This is a genomic window from Nonomuraea sp. NPDC004186, from assembly GCF_053603495.1.
In genome coordinates, this window is the sequence record NZ_JBSGFQ010000059.1 from 66,479 (window position 1) to 83,133 (window position 16,655).

The following is a 16,655-nucleotide window of genomic DNA, read 5'->3' on the forward strand; positions in this document are numbered from 1 at the left end:
CTCCAGCAGGCGGCCAGGTGTCGTGGTCGACCCAAACGCCGCGCAGGCTCGCCTCCCACGCGCCCGCGATGTCCGCGAGAAGGTTGGCGCCCATCTTCCAGCCGCCCTCGTCCACGCCGGCCCCGCACCGCCGGCCCCGCACCGCCGGGCCCGCACCGCCGGGCCACGATGACGAACAGCTCCGCCGCAGGCTTGCGCACCCCTCGGCCCCCGAGATCAACCTTCGACGGCACGAAACCAGTGTTCATCAACCTTCGGTGACAACGACCAGCCTTCAGTGACACGGGACGCCAGGGCGGGTGATTGACGGCGACCTGCGTGTTCCTGCTGTGATCGAACAGCCGTTCGGCTACGATGGGTTTCGCCCGAGCCACGTCTTCCCCGGCAGTCGCATGAAAAATGTCGGTGGCAGGCCGTAGCTTTCACTCGACTGATCGGACCACGACCCTCCAGGGGGAGTTCCCATGGCAATCAACGACCGCGAGAAGGCCCTCGAGACCGCGCTCGCTCAGATCGAGCGACAGTTCGGCAAGGGCTCCGTCATGCGCCTGGGCGATGACGCCCGAGCTCCCATCGAGGTGATCCCCACCGGGTCGATCTCCCTTGACGTGGCCCTCGGCATCGGCGGCCTGCCGCGCGGCCGCATCGTCGAGATCTACGGCCCCGAGTCCTCCGGTAAGACCACGATCGCCCTGCACGCGGTGGCCAACGCCCAGCGTGCCGGCGGCATCGCGGCGTTCATCGACGCCGAGCACGCCCTCGACCCCGAATACGCCAAGAAGCTGGGGGTCGACACCGACGCCCTGCTGGTCTCCCAGCCCGACACCGGTGAGCAGGCGCTGGAGATCGCCGACATGCTGATCAGGTCCGGCGCCGTCGACATCATCGTCATCGACTCGGTGGCCGCGCTGGTGCCCAAGGCCGAGATCGAGGGCGAGATGGGCGACAGCCACGTCGGCCTCCAGGCCCGCCTCATGTCCCAGGCCCTGCGCAAGGTCGCCGGCGCGCTCAACAGCACGGGCACCACCGCCATCTTCATCAACCAGCTCCGCGAGAAGATCGGCGTCATGTTCGGCAGCCCCGAGACCACGACCGGTGGTAAGGCGCTCAAGTTCTACGCCTCGGTCCGGATGGACATCCGCCGCATCGAGACCCTCAAGGACGGCACGGAGGCGGTCGGCAACCGCACCAGGATCAAGGTCGTGAAGAACAAGATGGCCCCGCCCTTCCGCGTGGCCGACTTCGACATCCTCTACGGCGTGGGCATCTCCCGTGAGGGCGGCCTCATCGACATGGGTGTGGAGCACGGCTTCGTCCGCAAGTCCGGCGCCTGGTACACGTACGAGGGCGACCAGCTCGGCCAGGGCAAGGAGAACGCCCGCAACTTCCTGAAGAACCACCCCGACATGGCCAACGAGATCGAGAAGAAGATCAAGGACAAGCTGGGCGTGGGCCCCCGCCTCGACGCCCCGGCCGAAGCCGCCGCGGCCCCTGCCCCTGCCCCGGCCGCCGCTCCTTCCGGCCGTGGCTCGAAGTCCACCCCGAAGCCGGGTGACGTCTGATCGTCCACCCCATGAGCGATCGTGCCCCCTCCCATGAGTAACCCGAACCGGCCACCGGCGCCCCAATCCGGGGGCGCCCGGCCCGTCCCTTCCCCCTCCCGGGGCCGCGACCTGGCCCGCTCGGCCGCGGACGGCTGGCCATCGGTCGACGAGTGGCGTGAGCACCGCACCCGCCAACGCGCCTCGGCCGAGAGCGAGGCCGCGGCAGACCAGGAAGGGCACCCCAACAGCCCCACCGCCACAGACGAACAGCCCGACGAGCACACGGCTACTGACGGGCAGGGCGTTGTGCATGCCGCCACGGGCGAGCCGGATGATGTCCGTGCCGCCATGGGCGGACAGGACGGCGTCCACACCGACGATCACGTGACCACCGGCATCCGGGAGGCCACAGGCCACCTCTACCGGGAACGCACCGGCAGACACCCCTTCTTCGGGGACGACACCGACGATCAGGACGGACCCCGCTTCATCCCCGGGGCCCAAGCCCGATCAGCCGACCAGTACGAATCCCGGACAACCGCCGACTCCCAAGCCGGCGCGGATGATCAGCACGCATCCCAGATCGCTGCCGAGGGCCAGGCCGTCGCAGACGATCAGCACGATATGCGCACCGATACCCAGGCCAGCCCAGACGCTGAGGCTGCCGGACACCCTGGCGACAGTGGCTCCGCTGATGCTGACCCGAGTCCTGCCGGCGCCGACCGGGGAGACCCGGACGGCGAATGGGCCACCACCAAGGGATGGCGTACCACCGAGGAGGCCGCGCCTGCCGAGCCTGCCAACCGGGGGGACGGTGGGTGGCACTCCGAGGTGCTCGCGGGGAGCAGCTGGTTCTCGGCCGAACCGTCGGACGACGGCGAGACCGGGAGGAAACGATCGAGCAGAGGGCGGCGATCCGCCCGCTCCAACGGACGGGCCGGGCGAAATACCCGCGGGCGCGGCTGGCCATCCGAGGAACTGGACGCCGAAGGCCCTGCCGAAAGCCGACAGGACAGTGAGCCCTCCACCACCGAAGCTGCGCAGCGTGGCCACCACTTCACCGGAGCGCCAGACGACGGCGGCGGTTTCGCCGGGGCCAGGTGGGATGACGGGAGCCCCGCCGGAGCGGCACGCGATGGCGCTGACGCGGCCGGATTGAAGCGTGACAGCGAGGACCGTGCCGGACAGGACGGCGGCTTCGCTGGAAGCGCGCGAGGCGGTGACGGGTTTGCTGGGGCCTGGCCTGATGACGAGCGTCCTGGCGGAGCTGGGCGCAGTGGCGGGGGCTTTGCCGGGACGGGGCATGGTGATGGGCGTTCTGGCAGATCCAGGCGGCGTGGCAAGGGCTTCGCTGGGGCCGAGCGTGATGGCGGGGGCGGGCAGGGTGATGGGAGCTCTGCCGGATCCGGGCGGAGAGGTGGAAGGTCTCGCGGGTCTGGGCTGAGTGGTGAGGGCTTCGGCGGGGGCGGACAGGACGCTGATCCGGAGTCGGTGGCGCGGGCTATTTGTCTTCGTTTGCTCACCATGGCGCCCAAGACGCGGGCCCAGCTCGCCGAGGCGCTCCGGAAACGTGACGTGCCCGACGAAGCCGCCGAAGCGGTCCTCAGTCGCTTCTCCGAGCTGGGGCTGATCAACGACGAGGCGTTCGCTGCGGCTTGGGTCGACTCGCGGCACCACGGCCGAGGGCTGGCCAAGCGTGCCTTGGCCGCTGAGCTACGTCATCGCGGTGTGGACACCGACACGGTCAAGGAGGCAGTCGAGCGGCTGGATCCCGACCAGGAGGCGGAGACGGCGCGGCGGCTGGTGGAGCGCAAGCTCGCGTCCACTCGGTCGCTCGACCCGCAGACCCGCACGCGGCGGCTGGCGGGCATGCTGGCACGCAAGGGGTACGCCTCAGGGCTGGCTTTCCGCGTCATCCGCGAGGCGCTTGAGCAGGAGGGGATCGAGATGGATGAGGACTTCCCGTAACATCTCCTGCTCCACGGCTCGCCCCGGATACACGGCTCTCCCGGGTTTTTCGGGCTCTCGGGCTTCTCCGCGCCCGGGGTTCCGTGGGGTCCCCGAGTCCTGGGGCTCGGTCTGTTCTGCGGGTTCCCCGGCTTCACGGCTGCCTCGTTTTGGGTTCTCTGCGGCTTGCCTGGCGCGCTGCGGTTCCACGACTCTCTCCGGGCTTCCGTGGGTCCTCGTGTTCCGTGGCTTGTCCCGGTTTGGGGTTCGTCTCGTTCTGAGGCTGGTCCGTTTTGGGGATCTTCGGGTGGCGGCTTTTGGTGGATTGCTCGGTCTGCATGTGCTCTTGCATCTGCATCTGCCAGTGCGGCAGAGATTGCGGGTGCATAAGCATGTGCGGGTGCTCTTGCACTCGCACATGCTTCCTTGCCCATGCGCGTCCCCTGTCTTGCCTGTAGGTGTCGGTAGAGATGCAGGCCCGTAAGACACGCTTGATGACGCGTTTGCTTGCTCGTGACCTGTTCGACGCATAACCTCGACGGCAGTGAGGAGTTACTCCGCGCAGCGCGGATTGCCATACCGGTGAACGACGGACGAACGAGGCTGGTTGATCTAGGCGGGCGAGGTGTCGGCTTTACGAGTCGACGCCCGGTCAGCCTTGGCTGTATATCGATCCAGACGCCGACCGGGCTATTCGTGGCGCGCTTGTGACCCCTCCCGTTTGTGGCCGCGTTATGAGGTGTTGACGACGCGAGGAGGGCGGGGCGCACATGGGGCCGCTTGTCGTAGTGCTGATGGTGGCGGTGCTCGTGCTCGCGTTCGGGATGATCGTCGCGCTTCTCGTCGTCATTAGGCGCACCTCGAGCAGTCTGCCACGCGCTTCCAAAACCAGTCCCGAGCAGCAGCAAGTCGTACACGAGGAGCTTGAGCAGGCGCGCGAGGAGGCGCAGGAGATCCGGCACAAGGCCGAGACCGACGCCCAGGAGATTCTGCGCAGGTCGGAGGCCGCGGCCGAGAGCGCCGCGCAGATGCGGCGGGAGGTCGAGGAGGAGAGCCGGATACTCAAGTCCGAGCTCAAGGAGCTGCGCGCCGACCTGGAGCGCCGGGAGTCCCGGCTGGCCGAGCGGGAGCAGCGGCTGGACGAGGAGGCCAGGCGGCAGTCCGAGCGCGACAGGAAGCTGGGCGAGACCGAGGTCGAGCTGGCCGACCGGCGCGAGGAACTGCTCCAGGTCGAGGGGGAACGGCGGGCCATCCTCGAACGGGTCTCCGGGCTGACCGGCGACCAGGCCAAGGCCGAGCTGGTCAAGGAGATCGAGAACCAGGCCAAGCGCGAGGCCGCGCTGATCGTCCGGGAGATCGAGAGCGATGCCCGCAAGGAGGGCGAGAAGCGGGCCACCAAGATCGTTACGCTGGCCGTGCAGCGGGTGGCGGCGGAGCAGACGGCGGAGTCGGTCGTCAGCGTGCTGCATCTGCCCGGAGACGAGATGAAGGGCCGGATCATCGGGCGCGAGGGGCGGAACATCCGGGCCTTCGAGTCCACGACCGGCGTGAATCTCATCATCGACGACACCCCTGAGGCCGTGCTGCTGTCGTGTTTCGATCCCGTGCGCCGGGAGACGGCCCGGCTGACGCTGGAGAAGCTCGTGCTGGACGGGCGCATCCACCCCCAGCGCATCGAGGAGGCGCACGATCGCAGCCGCCAGGAGGTGCAGGATCTGTGCGCGCGGGCCGGCGAGGACGCCCTGGTCGAGCTGGGGATCACCGACATGCATCCCGAGCTGACGCTGCTGCTCGGGCAGCTCAGGTATCGGACGTCGTACGGGCAGAACGTGCTCAAGCACCTGATCGAGTCCGCGCACATCGCCGGGATCATGGCCGCCGAGCTGAGGATGAACCAGCCGCTGATGAAGCGCTGCGCGCTCCTCCACGACATCGGCAAGGCGCTCACGCACGAGGTCGAGGGCAGCCACGCGCTGATCGGGGCGGAGATCGCCCGCAGGTACGGCGAGGAGGAGGACGTGGTGCACGCCATCGAGGCGCACCACAACGAGGTCGAGGTGCGCACCGTCGAAGCGGTTCTCACGCAGGCCGCCGACGCGATCAGCGGCAGCCGTCCCGGCGCCCGCCGCGAGTCCCTGGAGGCGTACGTCAAGCGGCTGGAGCGGCTGGAGGAGATCGCGCAGTCGTACGACGGCGTGGAGAAGGTCTTCGCCATGCAGGCCGGGCGGGAGATCCGGGTCATGGTCAAGCCGGATGCGATCGATGACATCCAGGCGCAGGTGATCGCCCGTGATGTGGCCAAGCAGGTGGAGGAGGAGCTGACGTATCCGGGGCAGATCCGCATCACCGTGGTGAGGGAGTCCCGGGCCACCGAGTTCGCGAGGTAGGTCTCGGCGCCGGTCTGGAAAACCGCGGTGGGGGGAACACCGCGGTGGGGGGAACACCGCGGTGAGGGGAACACCGCGGTGAGGGGAACACCGCGGTGAGGGGAACACCGCGGTGAGGGAACACCGCGGTGAGTGTGGTGGTTGGTCGGCGTTCGTGGGTGTGGCGGTGCTCGATCGTCCATGTGGGGATGCCGGGTGTGGTGGTGTCCGGGGAGGGCCGGGGCCGGGTTCGCGCTGATCGGCCGGCGTTCGCGGAGGGCCGGCGGGCGTGGCGGTGCCTGAGGGAGGCTGAGGCGCCGGAGCACGCCCGCCGGAGTCCACCCCGGGACGAGCGTCAGGCAAGGCGGATGCGGGGGTCGAGGAGCCCGTACGCCACATCCACCAGCAAGTTCGCCACCACCACCGCGGTCGTCGCCAGCGTGACCACGCCCATGATCACGGGCAGGTCCCCGCTGACGAACGCCTGCACCACCGCCTGCCCCACGCCGCCCAGGCCGAAGACCGACTCCGTCACCACCACCCCGCCGATCAGCGTGCCCACGTCCACCCCGAGCTGCGTCACCACCGGCGTGAGCGCCGCCCGCAGGCCGTGCCGGTAGATCACGCGCCGCTCGGGCACTCCCTTGGCCCGGGCCGTGCGGATGTAGTCCTCGCCGAGCACGTCCAGCATGGAGCCGCGGGTGAGCCGGGCGTACGACGCCGCCTGGACCGTGGCCAGCGTGATCCACGGCAGGATCAGGTGGCGGGCCCATTCGGCGGGGTTCTGCGAGAACGGCACGTACGAGTCGGGCGGCAGGATGGGCACCCCAGCCATGGTGAGCTGGAAGAACAGGAAGTACAGCAGCAGCAGGCCCACCACGAAGGTCGGCATGGAGACCCCGGCCAGCGCCAGCAGCGTCAGGCCGCGATCCACCAGCGACCGGGCCCGGGTGGCGCTGAGCACCCCCGCGCCGACGCCGAGCGTGAACCACAGCACCGCGCCCCCCAGCACCAGCGAGAACGTCGGCGGGAAGTCGGCGGCCAGCAGCTTGCCGACCGATTCGCCGGAGAAGTACGACTGGCCGAGGTCGCCGTGGAGCAGCCTGCCCAGGTAGTCGAGATACTGGACGAGGGTGGGCCGGTCGAGGCCGAGGTTGTGCCGGATCAGCTCCACCTGCTCGGGAGTGGCCTGCCGCCCGGCCAGCGTCCTGGCGGGATCGCTCGGCGCGACGAAGAACAGCAGGAACGTCCCGAGGGTGACCAGCCAGAGCACGAGCAGGCCGAGCAGGGCCCGGCGCAACAGGAACGCGCGCAGCATCACGCCCCCTTACGGGTACGTCGGCGGCGGCTGAACAGACGCTCCATCCGCGGATCGAGCGCGTCCCTGATCCCGTCGCCCACCAGGTTGAACGCGAGCGTGGTGACCAGCAGCGTGGCGGCCGGGAACCCCAGGTACCAGTACGCCACCCGGTAGAACCCCTGCGCCTCGCTCAGCAGGTTCCCCCACGACGGGGTGGGCGGGACGATGCCCAGCCCCAGGTACGACAGCGTCGACTCGAACACGATGGCCGCCGGCACCAGCAGCGTGGTCAGCACGATGACGGGAGCGAGCAGGTTCGGCAGGATGTCCACGAACATGATCCGGAAGTCGCCCGCTCCCATGGACCGGGCCGCGTCGACGTACTCGCGCTCCTTCACCGACAACGTCTGCCCGCGCACCACGCGGGCGATGGCCGCCCACGAGTAGAAGGCGATCACCCCGATCGTGGCGGACAGCGAGGGCCCGGCGATGGACACCACCGCGATCGCGAAGATCAGGTACGGGAACGACAGCACCACGTCCATGAGCCGCGACAGCACGGTGTCCACGACGCCGCCGTAATATCCGGCCAGCAGCCCGACGACCACCCCGACCAACGCCGCCAGGCCGGTGGCGACCACGCCGACGAGCAGCGAGACCCGGGCCCCGTACAGGACCCTGATGAACAGGTCGCGCCCGAGCCGGTCGGTGCCGAACCAGAACTCCCCGTTCGGAGGCACGGGCAGCCCCTGGGCCGTGATGCCGGTGTCGCGGAACTGGTCGTCGGGGCCGTGGCCGTTCCAGGCGGCGATGAGCGGCGCGGCCAGCGCCAGCGCGCACAGGAGGATGACGACGAGGCCGGACACCATGGCGACCCGGTCGGTCCTGATCCGGCGCCAGGCGAGCTGCCAGGGCCCGCGCCCGGCTATCCCCTGGGAGGTGACGGCGCCGGGTCTGATCTCGGTCAGTGTCATACGACCACCTCAATGGGGAAGTGGCAAGCCGCCGACCCTTCGAGCTGGGGCTCCACGGACGAGCAGACCTCCTGGGCCCGCGGGCAGCGCGGATGGAACCGGCACCCGGACGGCGGATCGATCGGCGAGGGCACGTCCCCGGTCAGCACGATCCGCTGCCGCCGCTCCGCCTCGTCCGGGTCGGCCACCGCCGTGGCCGACAGCAGCGCGTTCGTGTACGGGTGCCGCGGCCGGTCGTACACCACCTCCGCGTCCCCCACCTCGACCACCTTGCCCAGGTACATGACCGCGATCCGGTCGCTGATGTGCCGCACCACGGACAGGTCGTGGGCGATGAACAGGTACGTCAGCCCGAACTCGGCCTGCAGATCCTTCAGCAGGTTGAGGATCTGCGCCTGGATGGACACGTCGAGCGCCGACACCGGCTCGTCGCAGATGATCAGCCGGGGCCGCAGCGCGAGTGCCCTGGCCACCCCGATCCGCTGCCGCTGCCCGCCGGAGAACTCCGCGGGGAACCGGTTGTAGTGCTCCGGATTGAGCCCGACCCGTTCCATCAGCTCCTGCACGGTCCGGCGGAGCTGCTCGCCGCTCATGACCCGGTGGATCACGAGCGGGTCGGCGATGATCGACCCGACCCGCCGGCGCGGGTTCAGCGAGCCGTACGGGTCCTGGAAGATGACCTGGATGTCGCGGCGGTAGGGCCGCATGCGCTTCCTGGGCAGGTTCGTGATGTCCGCGCCGTCGAACCGCACGCTGCCGGAGGTGACCGGATGCAGCCCCGCGATGCAGCGCGCGAGCGTGGACTTGCCGCAGCCGGTCTCGCCGACCAGGCCCAGCGTCTCGCCGGGGGCCAGCGCGAAGCTGACCCCGTCGACCGCCTTGACCTGCCCGACCACGTGCTTGACCAGCGCGCCCGTGGTGATGGGGTAGTGCTTGACCAGGTTCGAGACTTCGAGCAGCATCACGACTCCTTCGCCTTGAGCCGCAGCGCGTCGGCCGCCGCGCCCAGCCCGACCGCCTCGTGTGGCAGCCAACAAGCTGAGGCGTGACTGCCCTCACCTGTGACCGTGGCCAGGGGCGGCCGCTCGGCCGAGCAGACCGGCATCGCGTACGGGCAGCGCGGGTGGAACGCGCACCCGGACGGCAGCGCGATCAGGCTCGGCGGCGAGCCGGGGATGGGCCGCAGCCGCCCGTCCCGGTCCCCGCTGCTGCCGGGAATCGACTCCAGCAGGCCCTTGGTGTACGGGTGGTGCGGCCGGTAGTAGAGCGTGCGCCGGTCGGCCCGCTCCACGGCGAGCCCGGCGTACATGACCAGCACCTCGTCGGCCATGCCCGCCACCACGCCGAGGTCGTGCGTGATGAGGATGAGCGCGATCCCGAACTCCGCCTGCACCCGCGTGATGAGCTCCAGGATCTGCGCCTGCACGGTCGCGTCGAGCGCCGTGGTCGGCTCGTCGGCCACGATCAGCTTCGGGTTGAGCGCGAGCGACATCGCGATCATCGCCCGCTGCCGCATGCCGCCGGAGAACTGGTGGGGGTAGTCGTCCACCCGGCGATCCGGCCGGGGGATGCCGACCAGGCCGAGCAGCTCGACCGCCCGCCTCCTGGCCTCGGCGCGGGAGGTGTCCGGCCGGTGCACCCTGATCAGCTCCTCGATCTGCCAGCCGACCTTGTAGAGCGGGTGCAGGCTGGTCAGCGGGTCCTGGAAGATCACGCTGATCTCGGCGCCGCGGATGTGGCGCAGCCGCTCGCCGTCGAGTTCGAGCAGGTCGACGCCGTCGAACACGGCGCTGCCCGAGATGTCGGCCCCGGGGGTGAGCCCCAGGATGGCCTGGGTGCTCACCGTCTTGCCGCTGCCGGACTCGCCGACGATCGCCAGCGTGCGGCCGCGTTCGATGCGGAACGACAGCCCCCGCACGGCCTGCACCACGCCGTCGGACGTGGGGAAGGCCACGCGGAGGTCCGTCACCTCGAGCAGGCTCATCACGGGTTGTTGGGGTCGAGCCAGAGGTTGGTGAAGTCGTAGAGCTGGAACGCCGGCAGGTACAGGGCGTTCTGCACGCGCTTGCTCTTGTAGATCGGCGTGTTCTGGTTGTTGAGCGGCACGATCACCGCGTCGCCCATCACCGTCGTGTCGACCTGGTGCCACAGCGCGGCCGACTTCGTCTGGTCCTGCTCGGCCAGCGCCTGCTTGATCAGCGAGTCCACCTTGGGGTTGCTGTAACAGCCGTAGTTGCTGGTGCCGGGGTTGCAGTTGGTCTCGAACAGCGGCTGGACGACCGCGCGGCCGTTGTTGCCGTACCAGTCGGGGACCCAGCCGGGCGCCGAGATGTCCCACTTGCTGGCCTTGGCGATGGACGTGTTCTGCAGGAAGGCGCCATAGTAGTCACCCTGCCGGACCGGCAGCCCCTTCACCGTGATCCCGCACTTCTGCAGGTCCGCCGAGTACGACTGGAAGTTGGCCGGGTGGTTGCCCGCGTTGCGGAAGGCGCCGATGAGGGTCAGCCCGTTCGGGTAGCCGGCCTCGGTGAGCAGCTGCTTGCACTTGGCCGGGTCGCCCGCGTCACCCGGGCTCGGGTACGGGTTGTACTCCTGGTATCCGATGTTGCCCGGCGGGATCGCGGTGTGCAGCGGCGTGGCCACGTCCGCGCCGCCGTAGACCTTGGCGATGGCGACCTTGCTGACCGCGTACTCGATGGCCTGGCGGACCTTGAGCTTGCCCATGGCGCCGCCGGCGTTCTTGCTCTGCAGGTTGAAGACGATGTACGGGTTGCTCACCGCACCCGGGAAGATCGTGAAGTTGGGGTCGCCGGAGCTCTTGAGCCGCGGGATCTGCGCGGTCGGCACCGGCAGGTCCCACGACAGGTCGGCGCTGCCGGCCTCGAGCTGCTGCTGCACCGCGTCCGGCTCGTTGACGCCCATCTTGACCTCGATGGCGTTCACGTACTGGTGCCTGATCGGGTCCGAATCCTGCTTCCAGGCCGGGTTCCGCTCCAGCCTGATCGACTTGGTGGCCACGTACTGGGTGATCCGGTACGGGCCGTCGGAGATCGTGTGCTGGCGGAACGTGGCGTCGTCCGGCACGTACTGGTCGTACTCCTTGGGCGCGGCCACGGAGAAGTTCAGCGACAGGATGTTGAGGAAGTCGCTGGCGGCCTGGGTCAGCGTGAACACCAGCGTCTTGTCGTCCTTGGCCTGGACACCCGCGATCTCGTGGGAGTTCTGGAAGTCGGCCAGCGCCGCGGCGGTGGGCTTGGCCTTGGTGAACGCCTTGGCGTACGCGTCGCAGTACGCCTTCATGCCCTTGATCGTGCTCGTGTAGTAGCCGGGCGCGCCGGAGCCCGCCACCGGGTTGCAGATGCGCTTGAAGCCGCGGACGAAGTCACCCGCCGTCACGTCGCGTGGCGGCTGCGTGTCCCACTGCACGCCGTCACGGAGCTTGATCGTGTACGTGAGCCCGTCGGCGCTCAGGCCGCCGTTGCCCGTCGTGGGCAGCTCGGAGGCGACGTCGGGGACGAGCGCGAAGCCCTTGGTGGTGTCGGACCCCTTCGCCACCCCGTTGAGCGCGAAGAGCCCGCGGGCGTACGTGCGCAGGATCCCGTTGGTGACCGTGTAGTACGAGCTGGTGGGGTCGAGGTGATCGACGTCCCCGCCGCCCACGAGCCTGAGCGTGCCCCCGGAAACCGGCTGGCCGGGGGCGGAGGAGGTGGGCGGGGCGGAATTCCTGGCTCCGGTGTCTGTCTGGCAGGCGGTGGCGAACAAAGTTGCGAAGACCGCCACGGCAATGCTGAAATGGCGCATGCTGGCCATCTGGCCTCCCTCGTGCCGAGATGCGGGGCGTGCATGGCTGGCCGTGTGGGGCGTGCGCCGTGGCCGCGGAGCACGTCCCACTTTGCATGGTCACGCCGGAGGAAGCGCAGGAGAAAAGCCGGTTATACAACCGATGATGATTAGCGACTGGCAAGTAATATCGATTTGGTGCGAATTCTGTTAAAGAATTACGACATTAGCTAAAAAGCTGCTGGTAGAAGGCCAACTCGGCGGCCAGCGCGGTCACCCGCGTCTCCGTGCGGCGGAAGCCGTGCGACTCGCCCTCGAACGCCAGATACGTGCACGGCACGCCCCGCTCCGACAGCGCGTCCGCGAACGCCGCCGACTGCTCGGGCGGCACCACGGGATCGTCGAGCCCCTGCAGGAGCAGCATGGGGCAGCTCACGCCGTTGACGAGGGCGAGCGGCTCCCTGGAGGCGTACACCTGCGGGTCCTCCGGCCCCACCAGCCACTCCACGTATCGGGACTCGAAGTCGTGGGTGTGCGCCGCGAGGGGCGCGAGCGCGCTGACGCCGAAGTACGACACCCCGCCGGCGAACACGTCGGACCGGCAGCAGGCCGCCATCACGGTCCACCCGCCCGCGCTGCCGCCACGCACCGCGATCCTGCGGGGGTCGGCGAGCCCTTCCGCGGCCAGCCACCGGGCGGCGGCGATCGTGTCGGCCACGTCCACCAGCCCCCACTGCCCCTTCAGCCGCTCGCGGTAGGCCCTGCCGTAGCCGGTCGAGCCGCCGTAGTTGACGTCGAGCACGCCGATGCCGCGCGAGGTCAGGAACGCCTTCTCCAGGTCGAGCGCGGTGTCGGCGTGCGCGGTCGGCCCGCCGTGCACGAAGATCACGTAGGGTGGCGTGCCCTCGGTCGCCGGGGCGTACGGCGGGTAGAGGAAGGCGGGCGCGGGCGACTCGACCGCGCGGGGAACGGGCAGGAGGGCCCGGTCGGGCAGCCGCGAGAGGTCGCTCTTGAGCGGGCCGGCCGCGCCGGAGGCGACGTCCACGCTGACGACCGACCGGGGGAGCGTGGGGGCGTACCCGATGCCGACCACGGACGCGCCCTCGGCGGCCAGCGCCGCGTCCCACCCGTCGTAGGGCACCTCGAGGTCGGTGAGCGTGCCCGAGCCGGGGTCCAGCACGCCCAGCCGCAGGTCGCCGCGGCCGTGCAGGACCGCGAGGCGGCCGTCGCCGAGCACGGTGTACGGTTGCCCGCCCAGCCGCCACGGCGGCAGCGTGAACTCCTCCTCGGCGGCGTGGAGCGCCCGGAGCCCGTCGCCGCGCAGGCCGACCTCGTAGAGGTTCCACCAGCCGGAGCAGTCGGAGACCAGGTAGAGGCTGGAGTCGTCCTTCCAGGCCGGGGCCAGCACCGACTCGGCCGGGCCGCCCTTCACCGTCCAGGCGCCGCCGCCCGACAGCCGGGTGACGCGCAGCTCGGTGCCGTCCCAGGGCATGCGCGGGTGGTTCCAGCAGACGTAGGCCAGGTGCCGCCCGTCGGGGGAGAGGGCGGGAGAGGCGTAGAAGTCGCAACCCGTGGCCCATTCGTGGATCTCGCCGCCGTCCAGCGAGATCGACACGATCGCCCGGGTGACCTTGCCGTCTTCGGTGTGGCGCTCGCGGACGCACCAGACCTGGCCGTCGCGCACCAGCGGGTCCGCGTAGCGGCAACCCTCGTCCGTGATGGGTTTCGGGTCGCCGTAATCGCCCAGAATGTACAGGCGTTGGTCTTTGAAGTTGGCGAAGACCACTTCGCCCCCGGTTGTGATGGCGTACGGTCTGCCGCCGTACTCGTGGACCCTGGTGCGCGCGCTCCACGGTGCCCGCAGCAGGTCACGCTGGGTGCCGTCGGCGTCGCGGCACACGATCGTGGTGCGCCCGCCTTCGTCCGGACGGTCCTCGGTCCACCAGATCCGGCCGTCCTGGGCCGTGGGCCAGCCGGGGCGCACGCCGGAGGCGGCCACGTCTCTGGTCGAGATGGGGGAGGGCCAGAAAGGCATACCCGCATCCTGCCGGAAGATCGGCAAGAGCGTGGGGCGGTCCCCACAGTTCAGGGGCACCCCGCGGGCGCCGGGAGGGACGACGGCAGCTTGAGCCCCGTCTTGCCGAACCACCTGCGCAGCAGCCGCGTGGCCGTGCCGTCGTGCCACATCGCGGCGACCGCCTGGTCGACGGCCTCGCAGGTGGCGGTGTCGCCCTTCTTGATGCCGACTCCCCAGTACTCGTTGCTGACGGGGTCGTTCAGCAGCCGGAAGCGGCCCGGCTCCTGCTCGGCGAACCCCGCCAGGACCAGGTTCTCGGTGCTGACCGCGTCGAGCTGGCCGGCGGCGAGCCTGCGTACGCAGTCGGAGTAGTTGGCCGCGGGCACCAGCTGCATGGGCAGGCTCAGCTTGCCGTTGGGCGGGGGATCGACGATCCGCCGGTACGCGTTCGAGCCCTCCGCCAGGCAGAGCCGCTTGCCCCGCAGGTCGGTCACCTTCTTGATGCTGGTGTCGCTCGCGCGGACCATCGTGTCCTGCGGGGTGACGATGTAGGGCCCGCCGAACGTCACCTTGGGCCGGCGCGACGGGATGACGCTGTAGGTGGCGACGATGAGGTCCACGCTGCCGTTGTGGAGCAGCACCTCACGGGTGGACGAGGGCGACTCGCGCCAGGTGATCTGCACGTGCCGGCCGCGGGCGAGGTACCTGACGATGTACTTGGCCACGTCCACGTCGAAGCCCTCGGGAGGGCCGTCGCCGGTCTTCAGGCCCAGGCTCGGCTGGTCCCACTTGGTGCCGATGACGACCCTGCCGGCGTTCCTGATCTTGTCCACGACGCTGGTGTAGGAGCCCGCACCTCCGCACGCGGCGGCCAATGCCACCACGGCCGCCCCCGCGAGCGCCACCCCACGCATGGAGACAGTCTGGTGGCTTCGCAAACCGTACGGGCCGGACTTGGGGCGGTTTCAACGGAGAAATGGGGCCTTCTTGGAGATTTGCGGAGGTACGGGTGCCATTGCGCCCGTACCTCCGATCACTCCACGGAACGGTCGGGACCCAGCCCGGCGTCCTCGGTGCCCTCGCCCGCGCCCACGCTGACCTCGGCCGAGCCGGGCGCCGCGATCGGGGCGGCGGCCGTCTTGCGGCTGCGCCTGCTGCGCCGCTCCAGCCACGTGGCCAGGAAGCTCAGCGCCATGTTGAGCGCCACGTAGATGATCCCGATGACGATCGCCGCCGGGATGAGCGAGCCGAAGAACGCGGCCGGCAGGATCTTGAAGCCGGTGTTGAGCAGGTCGACGTAGGCGATGATGTAGCCGAGCGCGGTGTCCTTCAGCAGCACCACGAGCTGGCTGACGATCGCCGGCATCATCGCCGTGACGGCCTGCGGCAGCAGTACCAGGCGCATGACCTGGTTCTTGCGCATGCCCACCGCGAAGGCCGCCTCCGACTGGCCGCGCGGCACCGCGTGCACGCCCGCCCTGACCACCTCGGCCAGCACCGAGCCGTTGTAGAGCATCAGGCCGAGCACGACCGCGATGAAGGTGTAGTCGCCGCCCCCCGCCACCGCCGGTGCGAGGTAGAAGATGAAGAAGATCAGCAGCAGCAGCGGGATGGCCCTGAAGACCTCGACCACCACGCCCGCCGGGACGCGGATCCAGGCGTGGTCGGAGAGCCTGGCCAGGCCGAAGACCGCGCCGAACACCAGCGCGAGCACCGCGGCCACCACGGCGGCCTGCAGCGTGCCGAGCAGGCCGGGGAAGATGAAGGTCTCCCACGTCCCCCACTGCAGGAACGGCTGCCAGATCTTGCCTTCCCACTGGCCCTTGGCGTCGAAGCCGCGGTAGACGCCGTACAGGGCGGCGGCAACGGCCACGACGCTGATCACCGTGAGGAGGCCGTTGCGCACCCGCGCGCGCGGCCCGGGGGCGTCGAACAGGACTGTGGTGCTCATCGCGCCACCGCCAGACGCCTGGCCAGCCGGCCGGTGAAGAAGCCGATGGGCAGCGTCACGGCCATGAAGGCGACCACGATGCCGAGGAAGATCGGGATCGACGCGCCGACCTGGTCGAAGGCTTCCTTCATCTTGCTCGCGGAGTCCATGGCGAACCCGCCGGCGGTCGCCACGGTCGTGTTCTTGACCATGGCGATCATCACGCTGCCGAGCGGGGCGATGACCGCGCGGAACGCCTGCGGGAGGATGATCATCCGCAGCGACTGCATGAACGTCAGCCCGATCGCCCTGGCCGCCTCGGCCTGCCCGAGCGGCACCGTGTTGATGCCCGCGCGCAGCGCCTCGCAGACGAAGGCCGCGGTGTAGGCCGACAGGCCCATCGCGACGATCCAGAACGAGTTGGTGGTGGGCACGTCGGAGAAGACGAGCCCGAGCTGGTCGCTGAGGCCGAGCGCGGAGAAGGCCAGCACCAGCGTGAGGGGGGTGTTGCGCACTATGTTGACGTAGATCGTGCCGGCCGCGCGCAGCACCGGCGTGGGGGAAACTCTCATCGCCACCAGGACGGTGCCGAGAATGAGCGAGGCGATAGCGCCCACGATGGAGAGCTTGATGTTCTCCAGGAACCCCAGTGCGAGGTCGGGCGCGTACCTAATCAGATCTTCCATCGTGCTCCACCGCATAGGCGACCCGGTCCCAGTGGTCACCGTGCAGGTGCGACAGCACCACCCCGTCGAGCGGCGGCAGGTCCTCGATCTCCAGGGCCGGGTCGGTGAGGC

The 16,655-nt window shown here is 69.8% G+C and carries 13 protein-coding genes; 3 read left to right on the forward strand and 10 right to left on the reverse strand.

Annotation, left to right across the window (positions count from 1 at the left end):
- Window positions 1-464: 464 nt before the first annotated feature.
- Window positions 465-1,562 carry a recombinase RecA gene (gene recA, locus ACWEPL_RS38125; RefSeq protein ID WP_185071856.1) on the forward strand — a complete coding sequence of 366 codons (1,098 nt, stop codon included), beginning with the start codon at window positions 465-467 and terminating at the stop codon, window positions 1,560-1,562.
- Window positions 1,563-2,054: 492 nt separating this feature from the next.
- Here recA and ACWEPL_RS38130 read toward each other — a convergent pair whose 3' ends face one another.
- Window positions 2,055-2,216, reverse strand: coding sequence for a hypothetical protein (locus ACWEPL_RS38130; protein ID WP_452439032.1), 162 nt, complete (start codon window positions 2,214-2,216; stop codon window positions 2,055-2,057).
- Window positions 2,217-3,068: 852 nt separating this feature from the next.
- Here ACWEPL_RS38130 and ACWEPL_RS38135 point away from each other — a divergent pair.
- Together ACWEPL_RS38135 and rny are read left to right on the forward strand one after the other, a co-directional pair.
- On the forward strand, window positions 3,069-3,512 hold the full coding sequence (locus tag ACWEPL_RS38135) for a regulatory protein RecX (RefSeq protein ID WP_355201703.1): 444 nt from the start codon (window positions 3,069-3,071) through the stop codon (window positions 3,510-3,512).
- Between the two features lie 749 nt (window positions 3,513-4,261).
- Window positions 4,262-5,878, forward strand: coding sequence for a ribonuclease Y (gene rny, locus ACWEPL_RS38140; protein ID WP_452439033.1), 1,617 nt, complete (start codon window positions 4,262-4,264; stop codon window positions 5,876-5,878).
- 334 nt (window positions 5,879-6,212) lie between these two features.
- Here the strand turns inward: rny and ACWEPL_RS38145 are convergent, their stop codons facing one another.
- From ACWEPL_RS38145 to ACWEPL_RS38185, 9 genes are all read right to left on the reverse strand, one after another.
- Window positions 6,213-7,175, reverse strand: a complete 963-nt coding sequence (locus tag ACWEPL_RS38145) for an ABC transporter permease (RefSeq protein WP_192791045.1) — start codon at window positions 7,173-7,175, stop codon at window positions 6,213-6,215.
- Window positions 7,175-8,131: an ABC transporter permease gene (locus ACWEPL_RS38150; protein WP_350724807.1), complete on the reverse strand. Its 957-nt coding sequence runs from the start codon at window positions 8,129-8,131 to the stop codon at window positions 7,175-7,177. Before ACWEPL_RS38150 ends, ACWEPL_RS38145 begins: the two co-directional genes overlap by 1 nt.
- The gene (locus ACWEPL_RS38155) at window positions 8,128-9,093 is read right to left on the reverse strand and encodes an ABC transporter ATP-binding protein (RefSeq protein WP_452439034.1); all 966 of its coding nucleotides are present in this window, start codon (window positions 9,091-9,093) and stop codon (window positions 8,128-8,130) included. The genes ACWEPL_RS38150 and ACWEPL_RS38155 overlap by 4 nt, the downstream gene beginning before the upstream one ends.
- Complete coding sequence (locus ACWEPL_RS38160; protein WP_363967573.1) at window positions 9,093-10,115, reverse strand: ABC transporter ATP-binding protein; 1,023 nt, start codon at window positions 10,113-10,115, stop codon at window positions 9,093-9,095. Before ACWEPL_RS38160 ends, ACWEPL_RS38155 begins: the two co-directional genes overlap by 1 nt.
- Window positions 10,115-11,941 (reverse strand): ABC transporter substrate-binding protein, encoded by a 1,827-nt coding sequence (locus tag ACWEPL_RS38165; RefSeq protein WP_452439035.1) that lies wholly within the window; start codon window positions 11,939-11,941, stop codon window positions 10,115-10,117. The genes ACWEPL_RS38160 and ACWEPL_RS38165 overlap by 1 nt, the downstream gene beginning before the upstream one ends.
- A gap of 196 nt (window positions 11,942-12,137) precedes the next feature.
- Window positions 12,138-13,946 carry a S9 family peptidase gene (locus ACWEPL_RS38170; RefSeq protein ID WP_452439036.1) on the reverse strand — a complete coding sequence of 603 codons (1,809 nt, stop codon included), beginning with the start codon at window positions 13,944-13,946 and terminating at the stop codon, window positions 12,138-12,140.
- Window positions 13,947-13,996: 50 nt separating this feature from the next.
- Window positions 13,997-14,842: a glutamate ABC transporter substrate-binding protein gene (locus ACWEPL_RS38175; protein WP_363967567.1), complete on the reverse strand. Its 846-nt coding sequence runs from the start codon at window positions 14,840-14,842 to the stop codon at window positions 13,997-13,999.
- Window positions 14,843-14,961: 119 nt separating this feature from the next.
- The gene (locus ACWEPL_RS38180) at window positions 14,962-15,879 is read right to left on the reverse strand and encodes an amino acid ABC transporter permease (RefSeq protein WP_363967565.1); all 918 of its coding nucleotides are present in this window, start codon (window positions 15,877-15,879) and stop codon (window positions 14,962-14,964) included.
- Window positions 15,876-16,544 (reverse strand): amino acid ABC transporter permease, encoded by a 669-nt coding sequence (locus ACWEPL_RS38185; RefSeq protein ID WP_363967563.1) that lies wholly within the window; start codon window positions 16,542-16,544, stop codon window positions 15,876-15,878. Before ACWEPL_RS38185 ends, ACWEPL_RS38180 begins: the two co-directional genes overlap by 4 nt.
- Between the last annotated feature and the right edge of the window lie 111 nt (window positions 16,545-16,655).

Coding starts and splice junctions, on each gene's coding strand:
- rny (WP_452439033.1), top strand. CDS start 4,262: ATGGGGCCGCTTGTCGTAGTGCTGATGGTGGCGGTGCTCGTGCTCGCG.
- ACWEPL_RS38170 (WP_452439036.1), bottom strand. CDS start 13,946: ATGCCTTTCTGGCCCTCCCCCATCTCGACCAGAGACGTGGCCGCCTCC.
- ACWEPL_RS38185 (WP_363967563.1), bottom strand. CDS start 16,544: ATGGAAGATCTGATTAGGTACGCGCCCGACCTCGCACTGGGGTTCCTG.
- ACWEPL_RS38165 (WP_452439035.1), bottom strand. CDS start 11,941: ATGGCCAGCATGCGCCATTTCAGCATTGCCGTGGCGGTCTTCGCAACT.
- ACWEPL_RS38155 (WP_452439034.1), bottom strand. CDS start 9,093: ATGCTGCTCGAAGTCTCGAACCTGGTCAAGCACTACCCCATCACCACG.
- ACWEPL_RS38180 (WP_363967565.1), bottom strand. CDS start 15,879: ATGAGCACCACAGTCCTGTTCGACGCCCCCGGGCCGCGCGCGCGGGTG.
- ACWEPL_RS38160 (WP_363967573.1), bottom strand. CDS start 10,115: ATGAGCCTGCTCGAGGTGACGGACCTCCGCGTGGCCTTCCCCACGTCC.
- ACWEPL_RS38150 (WP_350724807.1), bottom strand. CDS start 8,131: ATGACACTGACCGAGATCAGACCCGGCGCCGTCACCTCCCAGGGGATA.
- recA (WP_185071856.1), top strand. CDS start 465: ATGGCAATCAACGACCGCGAGAAGGCCCTCGAGACCGCGCTCGCTCAG.
- ACWEPL_RS38135 (WP_355201703.1), top strand. CDS start 3,069: ATGGCGCCCAAGACGCGGGCCCAGCTCGCCGAGGCGCTCCGGAAACGT.
- ACWEPL_RS38145 (WP_192791045.1), bottom strand. CDS start 7,175: ATGCTGCGCGCGTTCCTGTTGCGCCGGGCCCTGCTCGGCCTGCTCGTG.
- ACWEPL_RS38175 (WP_363967567.1), bottom strand. CDS start 14,842: ATGCGTGGGGTGGCGCTCGCGGGGGCGGCCGTGGTGGCATTGGCCGCC.